Origin of the sequence: Pseudomonas sp. PDM20 (assembly GCF_014852575.3) — a bacterium.
Lineage (GTDB): Bacteria > Pseudomonadota > Gammaproteobacteria > Pseudomonadales > Pseudomonadaceae > Pseudomonas.
In genome coordinates, this window is sequence record NZ_CM181224.1 from 1,028,118 (window position 1) to 1,045,567 (window position 17,450).

Here is a 17,450-nt window from a genome sequence, read left to right on the forward strand (position 1 = left end):
CGCAGATGTTCGGGAAACTGACACTGTCGGCCGTGCCGTATCACGAGCCGATCATCGTCATCACGCTGGCCGTCGTCGCCCTGTTGGGCCTCGGTGTGTTTGGCGCGATCACCTACTACCGCAAGTGGACCTACCTGTGGACCGAATGGCTGACGTCCATCGACCACAAGAAAATCGGCGTGATGTACATCATCGTCGCCCTGGTCATGCTCCTGCGCGGCTTCGCCGACGCCATCATGATGCGCGGCCAGCTCGCGCTGGCTGAAGGCGCCAACCACGGCTACCTGCCGCCGGAACACTACGACCAGATCTTCACCGCTCACGGCGTGATCATGATCATCTTCATGGCCATGCCCTTCATGACCGGTCTGATGAACCTGGCCGTGCCGCTGCAGATCGGCGCGCGCGACGTGGCGTTCCCCTTCCTGAACTCCCTGAGCTTCTGGCTGCTGGTCGTCAGCGCCATGCTGGTGAACGTCTCGCTAGGCCTGGGTGAGTTCGCCCGTACCGGCTGGGTCGCGTACCCGCCGCTGTCCGAGCTGGCCTACAGCCCGGGCGTGGGTGTGGACTACTACATCTGGGCTCTACAGATATCGGGTATGGGTACCTTGCTCACGGGTATCAACTTCCTGGTGACCGTGTTCAAGATGCGTACCCCCGGCATGAAGCTGATGCAGATGCCGATCTTCACCTGGACCTGCACCTTCGCCAACATCCTGATCGTTGCGTCGTTCCCGATCCTGACCGCGGCCCTGGGCCTGCTGTCGCTGGACCGCTACTTCGACATGCACTTCTTCACCAACGAGCTGGGCGGCAACGCCATGATGTACATCAACCTCTTCTGGGCCTGGGGCCATCCTGAGGTGTACATCCTGATCCTGCCGGCTTTCGGTATCTTCTCCGAAGTCACCGCGACCTTCGCTGGCAAGCGCATGTTCGGCTACACCTCGATGGTGTGGGCGAGCGCCGCGATCACCTTCCTCGGCTTCACCGTGTGGCTGCACCACTTCTTCACCATGGGTTCGGGCGGCGACGTCAACGGCTTCTTCGGCGTTGCGACCATGTTGATCTCCATCCCGACCGGGGTGAAGCTGTTCAACTGGCTGTTCACCATCTACCGTGGCCGCCTGCGCTTCGACACCCCGATCCTGTGGACCCTGGGCTTCATCGTCACCTTCACCATCGGTGGCATGACCGGCGTTCTGCTGGCCATTCCGGGTGCTGACTACCTGCTGCACAACAGCCTGTTCCTGATCGCTCACTTCCACAACACCATCATCGGTGGTGCGGTGTTCGGCTACCTGGCCGGCTTCGTCTTCTGGTTCCCGAAAGCCTTCGGCTTCAAGCTGGACGAGAAGTGGGGCAAGCGTTCCTTCTGGTGCTGGCTGGTCGGCTTCTACATGGCCTTCATGCCGCTGTACATCCTCGGCTTCATGGGCATGACCCGTCGCCTGAACCACTACGAAAACCCGATGTGGCAGCCGTACATGGTGGTGGCGTTCTGCGGCGCCGTGCTGATCTTCTTCGGTATCGCCTGCCAACTGATCCAGCTGTTCGTCTCGATCAAGAACCGCGAGAAGCTGGCCGACCTGACTGGCGACCCGTGGGGTGGCCGTACCCTGGAATGGTCCACTTCTTCGCCGCCGCCGTACTACAACTTCGCCGAACTGCCGAAGGTCAACGACATCGACGCGTTCCACGACATGAAGCAGACCGGTACCGCGTACCGCAAGCTGCCGGCCTACGCGCCGATCCACATGCCGAAGAACACCGCCGCTGGCTTCTCCATCGCCGTGTTCGCCTTCCTCTTCGGCTTCGCCGCCATCTGGCACATCTGGTGGCTGGTGGGTGTTGGCTTCGTCGGCATGATCGCTTCGGTCATCGTGCGCAGCTACGTCACCGACCTGGACTACTACGTCCAGCCGGATGAGATCGAGCGCATCGAGAACGCCAACTTCCAGAAACTCGCCACCGCGCAGCAGGTATAAAACCATGTCGACGGCAGTACTGAATCAACACGTGGTTGATGCGCACCAAGCGGCGCAAGACCATGCTCACCATGACGAGCACGCCCACGACAGCGGCGGCATGACGGTCTTCGGCTTCTGGCTGTACCTGATGACCGACTGCATCCTGTTCGCGAGCGTCTTCGCCACCTACGCCGTGCTGGTCAACCACACGGCCGGTGGCCCGAGCGGCAAGGACATCTTCGAACTGCCCTACGTGGCCGTCGAAACCGCGATCCTGCTGATCTCCTCCTGCACCTACGGCCTGGCCATGCTGGCTGCGCACAAGGGTGCCAAGGGCAAGGCCATCGCCTGGCTGGGCGTGACCTTCCTCTGCGGCGCCGCGTTCATCGGCATGGAACTCAACGAGTTCCATCACCTGATCGTCGAAGGCTTCGGCCCGAGCCGCAGCGCCTTCCTGTCGTCCTTCTTTACCCTGGTCGGCATGCACGGCCTGCACGTAAGTGCCGGCCTGCTGTGGATGCTGGTGCTGATGGCGCAGATCGGCACCCGCGGCCTGACCGCGCAGAACAACACCCGCATGATGTGCCTGAGCCTGTTCTGGCACTTCCTGGACATCGTCTGGATCTGCGTCTTCACCGTCGTCTACCTGATGGGGGCTCTGTAATGACCGCTGCTGCACATCATCATGACTCCCACGGTGCCGGCCACGGCGATCACGGCGCCGGTCACGGCAGCCTGGGCTCGTACGCCATCGGCTTCGTGCTCTCGGTGATCCTGACTGCGATTCCGTTCTACATGGTCATCGACGGTGGTTTCTCGCGTCACGCCACCCTGCTGACCATGGTGATCCTGGGTCTGGTTCAGGTCGTCGTGCACCTGATCTGCTTCCTGCACATGAACTTCAGCTCCGAAGGCCGCTGGAACGTCATGGCATTCATCTTCACCGCCATCATCATCCTGCTGGTGGTCGGTCTGTCGCTGTGGATCATCTACACCGCAGACACCCTGATGATGCCGATGCCCTGAGGGCCGATGCCGTGAAACTCAAGCGTTATCTCCTGGTCGCCAAGCCGGGCATCATCTTCGGAAACCTGATCGCGGTGGCGGGGGGATACTTCCTCGCCGCTCGCGGCAGTGTTGACCCGATGCTGCTGCTGGCCACCGTGATCGGCCTGTCCCTGGTCGTTGCCAGCGGTTGTGTGTTCAACAACTGCATCGACCGCGACATCGATCGCTTCATGGAGCGTACCCGCAGCCGTGTCACCGTGACCGGGCAGATCTCGCTGAAGGCCGCCCTGGCCCACGGCGTGGTCCTCGGCGCGGCAGGCTTCGGCCTGCTGGCGTGGAAGACCAACGTGCAGGCGACCCTGCTCGCCGCGTTCGGCTTCTTCGTCTATGTCGTGCTCTACAGCCTCTGGCTCAAGCGCAGTTCGGTCTACGGCACGCTGGTCGGCAGTCTCTCCGGAGCCATGCCGCCGGTGGTGGGCTACTGCGCCGCCAGCGGTCACTTCGACATGGGCGCGGCGGTGCTGCTGCTGATCTTCTGCCTCTGGCAGATGCCGCACAGCTATGCCATCGCGATCTTCCGCCTCAACGACTACCGTGCCGCCGGGATTCCCGTGCTGCCGGTGGAGCGGGGCATCGAAGCGACCAAGAAGCAGATCCTGTACTACGTCGTGGCCTTCGGCCTGGCGACCCTGCTGCTGACCGTGACCGGCTTCGCCGGCTACGGTTACCTGGTGGTGGCGCTGGCCGTCAGTGCCTGGTGGCTGTTCATCGCGGTGAAAGGCTTCAGTGCCGAAGACGACCGCCGTTGGGCCCGCCAGCTGTTCGCCTTCTCCATCATCGCGATCAGCGTGCTGAGCCTGATGATGTCCATCGACTTCCAGGGCATCCCGGCACAGTCGATGCTGGCGGCGCTGTAAGGCTGCTCTGCTGCAACGAAAAAGCCGCCCCTCGGGGCGGCTTTTTTATGGGCTCTTCGTAGGAGCACCGCTGAACGGTATTGGGCAGGTCCGTAGGATGGTGTGGAGCGAAGCGATACCCATCATGGCGGATAACGCTGCGCGTTATGCGCCCTACACCGAGATCAGCCCTGGTGTAGGGCGCATAACGGCAAAGCCGTTATCCGCCGATGGGGTCAAGCCTCAATGCAGCTTCAAGCGCGGCTCGGTGCTGCGCCCGATGCGATCCGCGATCATCAGCAGCGCCGTGCGGAACGGCCCGTACAGCGCCACCTGGTGCATGCGGTACAGCGACACGTAGAACATCCGCGCCAGCCAGCCTTCGAGCTTCACGCTGCCCATCAGGTTACCCATCAGGTTGCCCACCGCGCTGAAGCGCGACAGCGAGATCAGCGAGCCGTAGTCGGTGTAGCGGTACTCCGGCAGCGGCTTGCCCTCCAGGCGCGCGACGATGGCCTTGGCCAGAAGGGAGGCCTGCTGGTGCGCAGCCTGGGCGCGCGGCGGTACGGTGCGTTCGCTGCCATCGCCCATGGGGCAGGCGGCGCAGTCACCGAAGGCGAAGATGTCGTCGTCGCGGGTGGTCTGCAGGGTAGGGCGGACCACCAGCTGGTTGATGCGGTTGGTCTCCAGGCCGTCGATCTCCTTGAGCAGGCTCGGCGCGCGGATGCCCGCCGCCCAGACCTTCAGGCTCGCCGGAATGAACTCGCCCACCGCCGTGCGCAGGCCTTCTGCAGTCACTTCCTGCACCGCCGAACCGGTCAGCACGCGCACGCCGAGCTTCTCCAGCGTCTGGTGCACCGGGCGGCTGATGCGCTCGGGTAGCGCCGGCAGCACGCGCGGGCCGGCCTCTATCAGGGTGATGCGCATGTTCTGTGGCTGGATGCCGGTCAGGCCGTAGGCCGACAGTTCCTGTGCGGCGTGATGCAGCTCGGCGGACAGCTCGACGCCCGTGGCGCCGGCGCCAACGATGGCGACGCTGATCTGGTCGTCCTTGTCCTGCCCGGCATGGGCGCGCAGGTAGTGGGTCAGCAACTGCTTGTGGAAGCGCTCGGCCTGCTCGCGGGTATCCAGGAAGATGCAGTGGTCCGCGGCGCCCTGGGTGCCGAAGTCATTGGTGGTGCTGCCGATGGCCAGGACCAGGCTGTCGTATTCGAGTCCACGCGCCGGCACCAGTTCTTCGCCCTGCTCATCGAGTGTGGCGGCGAGCTGGATGCGTTTGCTCGCGCGGTCCAGGCCGCAGAGGCGGCCGAGCTGGAATTCGAAGTGGTTCCATTTCGCCTGGGCGACGTAGTTCAGCTCATCCTCGGAGGAGTTGAGCGAGCCAGCGGCGACTTCGTGCAGCAGGGGTTTCCAGATGTGGGTGAGGTTGGCGTCGACGAGCGTAATGCGCGCCTTGCCCTTTTTACCCAGGGTGCGGCCGAGACGGGTCGCGAGCTCCAGCCCGCCGGCGCCGCCGCCGACGATCACGATACGATGGGACATGGTGCATTCTCATAGCTTAAGGAATCCTGTATCGGCCCGTGGCGGCACGGCGCTCACGCAAGGTAGGCCAGGAGGCGGCTCAGCAAACCCAGGGCGATGACCACAGCGAGCAAGGCTCCCATCATCAGCCAGGGTTTGAACGGCGCGCGTTGGACCTGGTGGACGGGAGAGCTGAGGTACTGATCGACCTTCTGCTGGTCTTCGGGGCTCAGGCGACTGGGCATGGGCGGCCTCCGTTTATAATGCCAAGCATTCTAGTAGGGCTTGGGCGGCCTCTCAATGCGCCGCCGATCAATGCAGCTTTGCGTCGGCGCCTATTTACAGGCCGACGCCCATGTCGAAAAGGATGCTGCGGCCCAGGCTGCCGCGCAGAAAGTCCGGCGCGTCACTGTGGGCGAATAGCACGCGGGCGAAGGTCGGCCCGACTACCGACAGCGAGCGCCAACCCTGGCGCAGGTACTCGGTGGGTGGTGGGAACGGGGTGTTGAAGTCCGGCGTCTCGCGCTTGAGGCTGACGAAGGCCAGCAGGTCGAGCTCGCGCGGGTCGATGCCGCGCTCGGTGTAGTTGTGCGCCTTCTTGCGCAGTGTCGGTGCCAGGCGCGCCTGCAGTTCCGCGCAGGGAATCCGTCGCGGCCGCTGCTCTCGGCGGATCAACTGGTTGAGGCTCTGGGCCATGCGCCGGCGCAGCAGTTCCTCCTTCCATTCCTCGTTGAGCCGACGGCCCTGGTCGAGCACGAAAAACACCTCGAAGGTGGCGTCGCGGAACAGCACATCCGGCGGCTGTTGCGTGGGCGCGACGAAGTCCTCCTGGCGATACGGCACCTTCAGCGCCTGCAGCAGCCGCTGGCAGGCCCAGCACTCCCGCTCCCACTTGCGGGCGTTGGAGAGAAAGTCGTTGGCTTGTTCCGCCTGGCGCGTCAGCAGGCGCAGATAGTCGGACTCGTTCATGCCTCAAGCATAGTTGCTGGCAACCGCAGGCGGGCGACGGCGGCGGTGTAGACTGTTGCCAATCATTGGCGGTTCCGGGCTAGGAGGAAACGTGAGACGAGTGCTGGGCGGGATGCTGTTGATGGTGCTGGCGAGCGTGGCTATGGCGCAGGAGTCACCGGCCACTGGCTGGACGCTGCTGGATCAGTTCGACAAGCCCTATACGGCGGAAACTGACCTGAAAGTCCTGCTGGTCGCCCACGACATGGCCGGCTCGAAGCTGGTGAAAACGGTTCTGGCTGAGCGCCCGACAGGCTATCTGGAGGCGCGCCATGCAGCCTTCGTCGCCGACATCAGCCGCATGCCCGCGCCCATCTCGAAGCTGTTCGCTATCCCCGCCATGCGCGACTACTCCTACCGCGTGCTGCTCGACCGCGAGCCGCGCGTGGCCAACCGCTTCCCGGCCCGGGCCGATGCGGTGACCTGGCTGCAACTCGAGCAGGGCAAGGTCGTCTCGACTCATCAGTTCGACTCCGTTGAGGCTTTGCGTCATGCGCTGGAGCGGGGCGCGCCGTGATCGCCGCACAACTGCTGTCTGCGGAAATCCTGGAGATCGGCTGGGCGATCTACCTGCCCATCGTCGTCTGGGCCATCTGGCGCGCGCCGTGGCTGGAGCTGGTCAGCGACTTCCGTCGCCAGCACCTGGTGTTCGGCACCATGCTCGGGCTGTTCCTGCTCTGGCTGGTGCGGCGGGACTTCGCTTCCGGGGTGTCCTTCCACTTCATCGGCATGACCGCCGTGACCCTGCTGCTGGACTGGCCGCTGGCGGTGCTGGTCGGCCTGGTTGCGCAACTGGGGCTGTGCGCCATCGGCCGGCAGGACTGGGCCGCCATCGGCGTCAACGGCATCCTGCTGGTGCTGATTCCGGTGGTCATCACCGAGCTGGCGGCGATCTTCGTCGAGCGCCGCCAGCCGCGGAACCTGTTCGTCTACATCTTCTGTTCGGGCTTCTTCCCGGCGGCGCTGGCCGCGGTCTGCAGCCTGCTGCTGGGCCTCGGCCTGCTGTGGATGGACGGGCTCTTCCCGATGCCGCCGTGGATCGAGGATTTCATCGGTTACCTCTGGCTGATCATGTTCCCTGAAGCCTTCATCAACGGCACCATCGTCACCGGGCTGGTGGTCTTCTATCCAGACTGGCTGGAGACCTTCAACCGCACGCGGTACCTGCAGGCGCCGTGGAAGGATGACGATGAGCCACGCTGATGTTCGGCCATCTGCGAGGCACATGGCCGCCGCGGTTTGATCCAGGTCAGTTCGGCAACCTCCCAGGATCAGGGAAGCTTGGCCCCCATTCGCAAGGAGACTGCCGATGAGCATTCACAGCTGGGCCGAACAACGCCTCCACGAACTGCTGATCGAAGCCGAAGCGGCAGGCCAGGACCCGCAACTGGTCGTGCGTGCGCTGCTCAGCGCCGTGGTGCAGGCCAATGCGCAGGTCCGCACCCAGGAAGACCTGGAGCATGAGCTGCATTTCCTCGCCGACAACCTGGACGAAGAGCGGGACTACGCCTTCATGCGCCCCTGACGAAAAAGGCCCGCAGATGCGGGCCTTTTACTGGCTGGGGGAACGGCGGCTCAATGCCCGCGCGGCTTCTCCAGATCGCCGGAGAACAGCTCGTCCTCGAGATTGTCGCCAGGGATGGCGTGATCTTCCGCCGCCCAGGCGCCGAGGTCGATCAGCTTGCAGCGGTGCGAGCAGAAGGGACGGAATTCGCTCTTGGCGCTCCACTCCACGGGGGCGCCGCAGGTGGGGCATTCCACGGTCAGGGGTTGGCTCATGGTTGTCCTCCACGCAGGCCTAGATAGAACTGATGCAGACGCTCGACCTGCTGGTGCAGGTGGCCGAGGTCGCCATCGTTGAGCAGCACGTCGTCCGCGTGCTTGAGTCGGTCGTCGCGCAAGGCCTGGGCCTTGAGAATCGAGCGGACCTGTTCTTCGGACACCTGGTCGCGGCGCATGGTGCGCTCCAGTTGCAGGTGTTCGGGGGTATCCACCACCAGCACGCGCTGGGTCATGCGGTGCTGCCCGGACTCCACCAGCAGCGGCGAGACCAGGATGGCGTAGGGCGATTGCGCCTGCGCCAGGTTGCTGGCGATCTCCTGGCCGATCAGCGGGTGCAGCAGCTGTTCCAGCCAGCGGCGTTCGTCTTCGGCCTTGAAGATGCGCTCGCGCAGGGCGGCGCGGTTGAGCTGGCCGTCCGGCAGCAACATGGCTTCGCCGAAGCGCTCGACGATCTTCGCCAGGGCAGGGCGGCCGGGTTCCACCACCCAGCGCGCAGCGTGGTCGGCGTCGACCATGTGGATGCCCAGTGAGGCGAAATGCTCGGCGGCGGCACTTTTGCCGCTGCCGATGCCGCCAGTAAGGCCCAGAATCCAGGGTTTCATCGTTCTCCTTTCAGCCGGCCCGGTGGCCGTCCAGATGCGCCGAGTAGACTCGGCGCAGGAGAAGGCTAGCGGAAACCGGCGAACTGCAGATAGGTCGCGGTTATTTGATCACCCCAGAGCAGCGCAATCCAGCCGGCGATGGCCAGATAGGGGCCGAAGGGGATGGGCGTACTGGTTTCGGCATTGCGCAGGCGTAGCATGATCACGCCCAGCACCGCGCCCACCAGCGACGAAAACAGGATGGTCAACGGCAGCACCTGCCAGCCGCCCCAGGCGCCGAGCATGGCCAGCAGCTTGAAGTCGCCGTAACCCATGCCCTCCTTGCCGGTGATCAGCTTGAACAGCCAGTACACCGACCACAGGCTCAGGTACCCGAACACCGCGCCCCAGAGCGCGTCGCCCAGGCTGGTGAAGAGCCCGAAATGGTTGACGATCAGCCCCAGCCATAGCAGCGGCAGCACCAGGGCGTCCGGCAACAGCTGGTGATCGACGTCGATCATGCTCATCGCCAGCAGGCCCCAGGTCAGCAGCAGCATCGCGCCGGCCTGCCAGCCGAAGCCGTAATGCCAGGCGATGAAGGCCGACAGCACGCCACAGGCCAGCTCGACCAGCGGGTAGCGCTTGCTGATCGGCGCCTTGCAGGACGAGCACTTGCCGCCCAGCGCCAGCCAGCTGACCACCGGGATGTTCTCCCACGGCTTGATCTCGTGGGCGCAGTGCGGGCACTGGGAGTTGGGCAGGACCAGGTTGTAGGTCGGGAGCTTCTCGCCCTCCGGCAGGCCCAGGGTTTCCCGCGCCTGCTGCTGCCAGTCGAGCTCCATCATCCGCGGCAGGCGATGGATCACCACGTTGAGGAAGCTGCCGACCAGCAGGCCGAGGAGGGTGACGCACAAAACAAAGGCCAGCGGGGTGCTGGCCAGGAAGTTGGAGATGGGCATCTTTAAACTACTTGGCCCAGCTGGAAGATCGGCAGGTACATGGCGATGATCAGGCCGCCGACCAGTACGCCCAGAACGGCCATGATCATGGGCTCCATCAGGGTGGTCAGGTTGTCGACGGCGTTGTCGACTTCTTCCTCGTAATAGCTGGCGACCTTATCGAGCATGGCGTCCAGGGAGCCGGACTCTTCACCGATCGCGGCCATTTGCACGGCCATGCTGGGGAATACGCCGGTGGTACGCATCGAGAAGTTCAACTGTGTACCGGAGGATACGTCCTGCTTGATCTTGTTCACTGCGTTGCGGAAGACGACGTTGCCCGTGGCGCCGGATACGGAGTCCAGTGCTTCGACGAGTGGTACACCCGCGGCGAAGGTGGTGGATAGCGTGCGGGCGTAACGGGCCACGGCGGATTTGTAGAGGATGTCGCCGACAACCGGCGTCTTCAGAATGGCGCGATCCATGCCGTCTCTGAACTTCTCCGAGCGCCGATGGACCTCACGGAAGGCGAAAGCCCCTGCGAACAGCAAAATCAGAATTATGAACCACCACTCCTGCATTGCTTCAGAGAGTGAGATCACCATGCGGGTAAATGCCGGAAGCTCGGCACCGAAGTTGGCGAATACCGACTGGAACTGCGGAACGACCTTGATCAGCAGGATGGCCGAAACCACGATGGCCACGACGACTACCGCGATGGGGTAGGTCATTGCCTTCTTTATCTTCGCTTTCAGGGACTCGGTCTTTTCCTTGTACGTAGCGACACGGTCGAGCAGCGACTCCAGCGCACCGGATTGCTCACCGGCGTCAACCAGGTTGCAGTAGAGGTCGTCGAAGTACTGCGGCTTCTTGCGCAGGGAGTTGGCCAGGCTGTTGCCGGATGCCACTTCCTGTTTGACCTCATCGACCAGCTTGCGCATGTTCGGGTTCTCGAAGCCTTCGCCAATGATGTCGAAGGATTGGAGCAAGGGCACGCCCGACCCCATCATCGTCGCCATCTGGCGAGTGAAGAGGGCGATATCCATGGGCTTGATCTTCTTGCCCTTGCTGAATAGCGAGATGCTCTTCTTGCGAACCTTGGTCGGGTTGATCCCCTGCTTGCGCAGTTGGGCCTTGACCAGTGCCGTGTTGGTCCCGGAAAGCTCCCCTTTGACTTTCCCGCCCTTGCGATCAGTACCTTCCCAGGAGAAGACACTGGTCCTCAATGCTTTATCCGCCATGGATTAATCCTTGGTCACGCGGTTGACTTCTTCGAGGCTGGTGATGCCTTGCATGGCCTTCAGCAGTCCCGAAGTGCGCAGATCGTTGAAGCCTTCTTTGCGGGCCTGTTCGGCGATCTGAATGGAGTTGCCTTCCTCCATGATAATCCGCTGCAGGGCTGGCGTGATTTTAACCACTTCATAAATACCCAAGCGTCCTTTGTATCCACCCTTGCAATTGTCGCACCCGACCGGTGAATACAATTTGAATGTTCCGATCTTTTCCTCAGGGAAACCTTCATGGAGCAGGGTTTCCCGCGGAACGTCGTGTTCCTTCTTGCAGTGCGGGCAGAGTTTGCGAGCCAGGCGCTGGGCGATGATGAGGTTGGTGGACGTTGCCAGGTTGAAGGAGGCGACGCCCATGTTCAGCAGGCGGGTCAGGGTTTCGGCGGCGCTGTTGGTGTGCAGGGTGGACATCACCATGTGGCCAGTCTGCGCCGCCTTGATGGCGATCTCGGCGGTTTCCAGGTCGCGGATCTCGCCGACCATGATCACGTCCGGGTCCTGGCGCAGGAAGGCGCGCAACGCCTGGGCGAAGTCCATGCCCTGGCGCGGGTTGACGTTGACCTGGTTGATGCCTTCCAGGTTGATTTCCACCGGGTCTTCCGCCGTGGAAATGTTGATGTCCGGGGTGTTGAGGGTGTTGATGCCGGTGTACAGCGAGACGGTCTTGCCCGAGCCGGTGGGGCCGGTCACGAGGATCATGCCCTGTGGTTGCTTGAGCGCATCGAGATAGAGCTGCTTCTGCGGCTCTTCATAACCCAGGGCATCGATGCCCATCTGTGCGCTGGAGGAATCGAGAATCCGCATCACGATCTTCTCGCCCCACAAGGTGGGCAAGGTGTTGACGCGGAAGTCGATGGATTTGGTCTTCGATACGCGCATCTTGATGCGACCGTCCTGCGGCTTGCGGCGTTCGGAGATGTCCAGGCCCGCCATGACCTTCAGGCGTGCGGAAATACGGCTTGCCAGCTGGATCGGCGGCTTGGCGACCTCATGCAGCATGCCGTCGGTACGGAAGCGTACGCGGTAGATCTTCTCGTAGGGCTCGAAGTGCAGATCGGACGAGCCGCCCTTGATGGCGTCCAGCAGCATCTTGTTGACGAAGCGGACCACCGGTGCGTCGTCAGCGGCTTCGCCAACAGCGTCATCCTTGGGCTCGGCATTGCCGCTCTCAATATCGAGCCCTTCAAGGTCGACATCGCCAAGGTCGTCCAGGCCGCCGGTGACGCTTTCGAAGATCTTTTCGATCATTTCGCCGAGCTTGTCGTCCTCGACGAGGATGGCTTCGGTGGTCAGGCCGGTGCTGAACTGGATATCGGTGATCGCCTGGTGATTGGTCGGATCGGACAGGCCTACGAACAGCTTGTTGCCGCGGCGCCAGAGCGGGATCACGCGATGCTGACGGATGAGCTTCTCAGTGACCAGTTCCTTCGGAATCGACTCTCGGTCGATGCCGGACAGGTCGCAATAGGCGATGCCGAACTGATCTGCCGCCAGTTCCGTCAGCGGGCGACTTTTTACCAGCTTGTTCTGCACCAAGTAGGTAACCAGCGACAGCTTGTTCCGTTGCGCCTGAAGTTGCGCCTGCTGGGCGCTCTTCTCGTCCAGCAGTTCGGAGTGCACCAGTTGGCGGGCAAGACCGGAGAGCACGACTTGATCGTTCATACAGAGATGGCCGAATGATGTATTGCATGCCTTATATCGTAGATGCTCGGTGGAGCCAAACCGGGTTATTTGGAGTGCCGAAATTTGTCACTTGCTGCGAAAAATCGTACGGCACATTGCCGGTAATTCGCACAGCGCCCGCCGAATGCGGTGTATGACGATCTGGCATGGAACCTGCTTACTTCGAGTTCAGGTCCTACGACCTCTTCTAAAAACCTGGAGAGAATTATGAAAGCTCAAAAAGGCTTCACCCTGATCGAACTGATGATCGTAGTTGCGATCATCGGCATCCTGGCCGCCATCGCTCTGCCGGCTTATCAGGATTACACCCGTAAGGCCCGTGTGTCCGAATTGGTGCTGGCTGCCAGCTCCGCTCGTACCTGCGTCACCGAGATCATTCAGTCGGCTGGTGCGGCCAGTCTGGACACCTGCGCCAACAACTTTGTCACTACTCAATATGTTTCCGGCCTGACTGTCGGTGCGACCTCCGGTGTCGTCACTGCAACCGGTAACGCGACTACCATTGGTGAGGCTGCTTCGGTTGTTTTGACTCCGACCCTGAGCGGCACCAATGCCATTTCTTCTTGGCGGTGTGCTGGTACTCCTGCTCGTCTGATGCCGGGTTCCTGCAAGTAATTCGTTTTCGAGTTGCTTAACAAATGGCGCACCTATGGTGCGCCATTTTTTTATCTTTATAAGTATTAATAATATGCGCCGCGAACTCTTTGTTTTCTTGCTGATTGTGCTTGTGACCACTATTTGGGGAGGGGTGATTGGCAAGGACTTAAGCTGGGATGTAATGAATCACCACTTTTATATTCCATACGCTTGGTGGAACGGACGCGTATTTGAAGACCTCTTTGCTGCGGGGCCTCAAAGCTACCAGAGCCCATTGGGGTATTTTCCATTTTATTTCATGGTGGTGTCGGGTTGGCCGTCGTGGATGATAGGTGCAGGTCTTGGGGTCTTGCATGCTGTCAATATTGTATTGATTTATAGAATTGCCTCAAATGTCTGGAGTGGAAATCGATCGCAGTTGCTGTGGAGTGTGCTCGCGGCAGCGCTGGCGGGTGCGTCTCCTGTTTTTTTGGCACTGGTTTCTAGTTCGTCTGTTGATATCCTCTCAAGCATATTTGTACTAGCTGCTCTTTCGTTGGTAGTTGGTTCGAGGTCGCGCGATGTCAGAGGGGGGTGGTGTTTTGTTTTTGCGGGTGCATTTCTTGCGCTGGCGGTTTCTATTAAACTAAGTAATTTGATATTTGTAATAGCTCTGGGTGGAGTTATGCTCGTCCAGTTGTTGCAGCGTCGACTGGGATGGTTGGATGCCTTCATTTTTTCTCTTGGTTTTCTAGCTGCGTTGAGCCTTGGGATGAGCTGGTACTGTTGGGAGTTGTATCGGAACTTTCAGAGTCCTATATTTCCTCTTTACAATAGTATTTTTAAGTCGCCTTATGCCAGCGTGGAGGATGTGGTTTCGAGTCGGTTTGGATTGGGCGTAAATATTTTTTATCGCTCGTTTCAAATGGCCGAAATGAAGCGATTTGTATACTTTGAAGGTTTTGCGCCAGATGTTCGCTATGCCGCGCTGCTTGTGGCTTTTGGTGCGGTGTTTATAAAGTGGGGCTGCGTAAGAAGGCGCTCGAGAGAACGTCTCGAGATGAGTGGGTTAGATTGTGATCTTCTGGTTTTCTACGCTTTGAGTTTCTGTGTTTGGATTTTTATATCGGGTAATGCTCGTTATGTCCTGCCGGTCTGTCTTTTGGCTGGGCTTCTTTTGGTTAGATATATATTTCTATTGTGCGGGCAGAGGGTAGGGCGGTTGTTGGCATTGCTAGTGATCTGCTTTCAAGCGGCTTACTCCTTGAGTGCATCTGACCTTCGATTCGTATTCGAACCCTGGGATTCGAAGCCGTTCTATAAGACCGAAGCTCAAGAAGAGCTAATAGAAACTCCATATTTACACCTCTTGCTTGGGATCAAAACCAACGCTTCTCTATTGGCGAGTGCTGGCGTTAAAGGGGTTTTTGTCAATCCACTTGGGCAGAGCTCTATCCCTGAGAGTGGCGCTTTAGGTGAGCGCTTCAGGTCGCTGCGTAGCGAGTGGCGAGGGCGCACGAGAGCATTTTTGCCTGACTTCCTTGGCGGATCGCCTGCCAATGTTGAGACGACGCGAGTACAGATAAATAAAATGCTCTATCGGCTGGGGTATGAAGTTGATTTGAGGGATTGTCTCAAGTTCGAGTTTTATCGAGAAAAGCCGGAGTCGGGAAGCGTTACTGAATTTGTTCAGAGGAAGAATATGTATCAGGGTGGTTCTCTCAGAAGCTCTTATATAAGCTGCAGGTTGAATGAGCGTGAAACTACCGATGCTGATTTTGAGAGGTCTCGCCAGCGAGCGGATCAGGTATTCAAGGTCATTGAGGCTGCATGTCCTCAATTGTATGGGCCCAGTGGCGGCGTTACAGAATGGGGTAATGGGGCTTGGGAGCGTTTTTACGCTAATACGGATACAAGTGTTATGGTTTCTGAAGAGCGAGGCGTTATGGCCAGACTTCTGCGCAGTCCGGTTGATAAATGGATTGGCACATTTGCTGAAGTGGAAGAGGGTAAGGGAACGTTCGACTGTACTCGCCCCTCCATGCTTACACCTGATTAGAGGCGATAGTGGAGCTTACTATTCTAATGCCTTGCTTGAACGAGGCAGAAACCATCGAGTCGTGCGTTTTAAAGGCTATTTCATTTCTCCGAGTCGCTGATGTTCAGGGGGAAGTGTTGGTGGCAGATAATGGCTCCACGGATGGTTCGCAAGCGTTGGCCGAAAAGGCGGGAGCCAGAGTCATATCCGTCAGAAGTAGAGGTTATGGCGCGGCTCTGCAAGGTGGTATTGACGAGGCTGCTGGCGCATTCGTCATCATGGGCGATGCCGACGACAGTTATGACTTCGAACGCCTTGAAGGCATGCTGGAGAGGTTGCGCGAAGGCTATGAGCTGGTCATGGGCAACCGTTTCGCTGGTGGAATCGAGAAGGGCGCCATGCCCTTCCTGCATCGCTACCTCGGCAACCCGGTCCTGAGCTTCATCGGGCGACTGTTCTTCAAGGCGCCGGTGGGGGATTTCCACTGCGGCTTGCGCGGGTTTTCCCGTGAGGCGATCCTGAAGCTGGACCTGAATTCCCCTGGTATGGAGTTCGCCAGCGAGATGGTCGTGAAGGCTTCGCTGCAAAAGCTGCGTATCTGTGAGGTGCCGATCACGCTGTCTCCGGACGGACGTTCGCGCCCGCCGCATCTGCGTACCTGGCGCGATGGCTGGCGACACCTGAAGTTCCTGCTGATCTTCAGCCCGCACTGGCTGTTCTTCGTTCCGGGCCTGCTGCTGTTCGTGCTCAGTTCCCTGCTGATGGTGGTCATCGACTTCCACCCCATCGTGGTCAGGGACGTCGGGTTGGACGTCCACACCCTGGTGTATGCCGGCGCCGGTATTCTGCTGGGCTTGCAGATGGTGTTTTTCTCGGTCTTCAGTCGGCTGGTTGGCATGACCTCAGGATGGCTGCCCATCGATGCCCGATGGATGGCCGCACTTTCGCGGGTCACGCTGGAGCGTGGCATCCTGCTGTCCCTCGCGCTTTTTGCATTCGGCGGCTGGATGACCTGGGAAGCCCTGCTGATCTGGAGCGAAGGTGGGTTCGGCGCGCTAGACCCGCGGGTGGTGATGCGCTGGGTCGTTCCCTCGGTGACTGCCATTGCACTGGGTGGCGAGGTTTTCCTCGCGGCCTTTTTCCTCGAGACGCTGCGAATTCCTGCTCGGAAAGCCATTGCATGAATCCATACAGATTGCGAATCGCCGATTACCTGTTGCCCGTGGTCAGCGGATTGGGCGAATTGAACAAGGTGCTGGACTTCGGCAGCGGCGACGGCTGGTTTGCCAGTCGCTTCAATGCCCTGGACGGGGTGAAGAGCCTGACTGCGCTCGACGTGAAGCGCCGCCCGAACGTGCACTTCGAGCCGCAGATCTATACGCCTGGCGAGGCGATTCCATTCCCGGATGGCAGTTTCGATCTGGTCTACTCGATCGATGTCCTGCATCACTGCGAGGACCCGTTCTATCAACTGGATGAGCTGTCCCGGGTTTCCGGCCGCTATCTGTTGATCAAGGATCATGCCTACCGGACATCAGTGGGGCGCTGGACGCTGGCTGTGCTCGATGAGCTGGGAAACCGCCGTTTCGGTATTCCCTCGCTCTATCAATATCAGCATGGTAGCAGCTGGACCGATCACCTCAGTCGCCGGGGCTGGAGGCTCAAGGCAAAGGTGATGCCCATGAAGTGCCATAGCGGAATCCTCGGATTGGCCACCAACGGGCTGCAGTACTACGCCCTCTACGAGCGGCAGGCGGCTACTTCTTCCTGAAGCTCCAGTCTCGGTGGATCGTGAAGTTGAGGATCGTCATGCAGACCGCCAGGATGGCACTGGCCACGAGGTAGTGAATACCGACGACCGAAACCAGTACCGCCATCAGCGCCAGGTTGATGGCGAACAGGCCTATATTGGCGGACAGGTATCGAGAGAACTCGACGAGTGCTGGCATTTGGGTGGTGCTGAATGTCCAGCGACGATTAAGTGCCCAGCCCAGCGTATTGGCGATCAATATGGAAATGACCATCGAGACGAGATAATGAAGCCCGAATATATCGGTCGCTACATATAGAGTTGCAAGGTTGACCAGGAAGCAAAGTCCGCCAATGGTGATGAATCGGTAATAACGGTGATCCTTCAGTATATTAGCGATTGGAATCAATTTT

The 17,450-nt window shown here is 60.3% G+C and carries 20 protein-coding genes; 11 read left to right on the forward strand and 9 right to left on the reverse strand.

Annotated elements, in window-relative coordinates; translation table 11 throughout:
- Nucleotides 1-5 precede the first annotated feature (5 nt).
- Genes cyoB through cyoE form a run of 4 tightly spaced genes read left to right on the forward strand, consistent with a single transcriptional unit; the run spans nucleotide 6 to nucleotide 3,895 of the window.
- Nucleotides 6-1,988 (forward strand): cytochrome o ubiquinol oxidase subunit I, encoded by a 1,983-nt coding sequence (cyoB, locus tag IB261_RS04975; protein ID WP_081517363.1) that lies wholly within the window; start codon nucleotides 6-8, stop codon nucleotides 1,986-1,988.
- A 4-nt stretch (nucleotides 1,989-1,992) separates the two neighbouring features.
- Nucleotides 1,993-2,634, forward strand: a complete 642-nt coding sequence (gene cyoC, locus IB261_RS04980) for a cytochrome o ubiquinol oxidase subunit III (protein ID WP_081517364.1) — start codon at nucleotides 1,993-1,995, stop codon at nucleotides 2,632-2,634.
- Nucleotides 2,634-2,996: a cytochrome o ubiquinol oxidase subunit IV gene (gene cyoD, locus IB261_RS04985; protein WP_081517365.1), complete on the forward strand. Its 363-nt coding sequence runs from the start codon at nucleotides 2,634-2,636 to the stop codon at nucleotides 2,994-2,996. The genes cyoC and cyoD overlap by 1 nt, the downstream gene beginning before the upstream one ends.
- Before the next feature lie 11 nt (nucleotides 2,997-3,007).
- Nucleotides 3,008-3,895, forward strand: a complete 888-nt coding sequence (cyoE, locus tag IB261_RS04990; RefSeq protein WP_192381582.1) for a heme o synthase — start codon at nucleotides 3,008-3,010, stop codon at nucleotides 3,893-3,895.
- A gap of 222 nt (nucleotides 3,896-4,117) precedes the next feature.
- Here cyoE and IB261_RS04995 read toward each other — a convergent pair whose 3' ends face one another.
- From IB261_RS04995 to IB261_RS05005, 3 genes are all read right to left on the reverse strand, one after another.
- Nucleotides 4,118-5,416: an NAD(P)/FAD-dependent oxidoreductase gene (locus IB261_RS04995; RefSeq protein WP_192381583.1), complete on the reverse strand. Its 1,299-nt coding sequence runs from the start codon at nucleotides 5,414-5,416 to the stop codon at nucleotides 4,118-4,120.
- Nucleotides 5,417-5,469: 53 nt separating this feature from the next.
- Nucleotides 5,470-5,640: a DUF3094 domain-containing protein gene (locus tag IB261_RS05000; RefSeq protein ID WP_017516731.1), complete on the reverse strand. Its 171-nt coding sequence runs from the start codon at nucleotides 5,638-5,640 to the stop codon at nucleotides 5,470-5,472.
- A 94-nt stretch (nucleotides 5,641-5,734) separates the two neighbouring features.
- Nucleotides 5,735-6,364 (reverse strand): DUF1780 domain-containing protein, encoded by a 630-nt coding sequence (locus IB261_RS05005; protein WP_045209488.1) that lies wholly within the window; start codon nucleotides 6,362-6,364, stop codon nucleotides 5,735-5,737.
- Nucleotides 6,365-6,455: 91 nt separating this feature from the next.
- Between IB261_RS05005 and IB261_RS05010 the strand changes: the two genes are divergently transcribed.
- The 3 genes from IB261_RS05010 (at nucleotide 6,456) to IB261_RS05020 (ending at nucleotide 7,928) form a co-directional block, all read left to right on the forward strand.
- Nucleotides 6,456-6,920: an FAD/FMN-containing dehydrogenase gene (locus IB261_RS05010; protein WP_318653043.1), complete on the forward strand. Its 465-nt coding sequence runs from the start codon at nucleotides 6,456-6,458 to the stop codon at nucleotides 6,918-6,920.
- On the forward strand, nucleotides 6,917-7,606 hold the full coding sequence (locus IB261_RS05015; RefSeq protein ID WP_192381584.1) for an energy-coupling factor ABC transporter permease: 690 nt from the start codon (nucleotides 6,917-6,919) through the stop codon (nucleotides 7,604-7,606). Before IB261_RS05010 ends, IB261_RS05015 begins: the two co-directional genes overlap by 4 nt.
- 106 nt (nucleotides 7,607-7,712) lie before the next feature.
- Complete coding sequence (locus IB261_RS05020; RefSeq protein ID WP_081517369.1) at nucleotides 7,713-7,928, forward strand: hypothetical protein; 216 nt, start codon at nucleotides 7,713-7,715, stop codon at nucleotides 7,926-7,928.
- 50 nt (nucleotides 7,929-7,978) lie between these two features.
- Here IB261_RS05020 and yacG read toward each other — a convergent pair whose 3' ends face one another.
- The 5 genes from yacG to pilB all read right to left on the reverse strand — a co-directional run bounded on the left by yacG (nucleotide 7,979) and on the right by pilB (nucleotide 12,652).
- The gene (gene yacG / locus IB261_RS05025) at nucleotides 7,979-8,182 is read right to left on the reverse strand and encodes a DNA gyrase inhibitor YacG (RefSeq protein ID WP_017516736.1); all 204 of its coding nucleotides are present in this window, start codon (nucleotides 8,180-8,182) and stop codon (nucleotides 7,979-7,981) included.
- The gene (gene coaE, locus IB261_RS05030; protein ID WP_081517370.1) at nucleotides 8,179-8,787 is read right to left on the reverse strand and encodes a dephospho-CoA kinase; all 609 of its coding nucleotides are present in this window, start codon (nucleotides 8,785-8,787) and stop codon (nucleotides 8,179-8,181) included. Before coaE ends, yacG begins: the two co-directional genes overlap by 4 nt.
- Nucleotides 8,788-8,852: 65 nt before the next feature.
- A complete protein-coding gene (locus IB261_RS05035) occupies nucleotides 8,853-9,725 on the reverse strand; it encodes a prepilin peptidase (protein ID WP_192381585.1) in 873 nt (290 codons plus the stop codon).
- A 2-nt stretch (nucleotides 9,726-9,727) separates the two neighbouring features.
- Nucleotides 9,728-10,945, reverse strand: a complete 1,218-nt coding sequence (locus tag IB261_RS05040; RefSeq protein WP_192381586.1) for a type II secretion system F family protein — start codon at nucleotides 10,943-10,945, stop codon at nucleotides 9,728-9,730.
- Nucleotides 10,946-10,948: 3 nt separating this feature from the next.
- Nucleotides 10,949-12,652, reverse strand: a complete 1,704-nt coding sequence (pilB, locus tag IB261_RS05045; protein WP_192381587.1) for a type IV-A pilus assembly ATPase PilB — start codon at nucleotides 12,650-12,652, stop codon at nucleotides 10,949-10,951.
- Between the two features lie 228 nt (nucleotides 12,653-12,880).
- Here pilB and IB261_RS05050 point away from each other — a divergent pair, with 228 nt between their 5' ends.
- The 4 genes from IB261_RS05050 (at nucleotide 12,881) to IB261_RS05065 (ending at nucleotide 17,058) form a co-directional block, all read left to right on the forward strand.
- Complete coding sequence (locus tag IB261_RS05050) at nucleotides 12,881-13,288, forward strand: pilin (RefSeq protein WP_192381588.1); 408 nt, start codon at nucleotides 12,881-12,883, stop codon at nucleotides 13,286-13,288.
- A gap of 73 nt (nucleotides 13,289-13,361) precedes the next feature.
- On the forward strand, nucleotides 13,362-15,308 hold the full coding sequence (locus IB261_RS05055; protein WP_427871352.1) for a hypothetical protein: 1,947 nt from the start codon (nucleotides 13,362-13,364) through the stop codon (nucleotides 15,306-15,308).
- 26 nt (nucleotides 15,309-15,334) lie between these two features.
- Nucleotides 15,335-16,471, forward strand: coding sequence for a glycosyltransferase family 2 protein (locus tag IB261_RS05060; RefSeq protein WP_192381590.1), 1,137 nt, complete (start codon nucleotides 15,335-15,337; stop codon nucleotides 16,469-16,471).
- Entirely contained in the window at nucleotides 16,468-17,058 is a 591-nt protein-coding gene (locus IB261_RS05065; protein ID WP_081517377.1) for a class I SAM-dependent methyltransferase, read from the forward strand. The genes IB261_RS05060 and IB261_RS05065 overlap by 4 nt, the downstream gene beginning before the upstream one ends.
- Here the strand turns inward: IB261_RS05065 and IB261_RS05070 are convergent.
- Complete coding sequence (locus IB261_RS05070; protein ID WP_192381591.1) at nucleotides 17,045-17,446, reverse strand: GtrA family protein; 402 nt, start codon at nucleotides 17,444-17,446, stop codon at nucleotides 17,045-17,047. The two genes, IB261_RS05065 and IB261_RS05070, sit on opposite strands and share 14 nt — an antisense overlap.
- Between the last annotated feature and the right edge of the window lie 4 nt (nucleotides 17,447-17,450).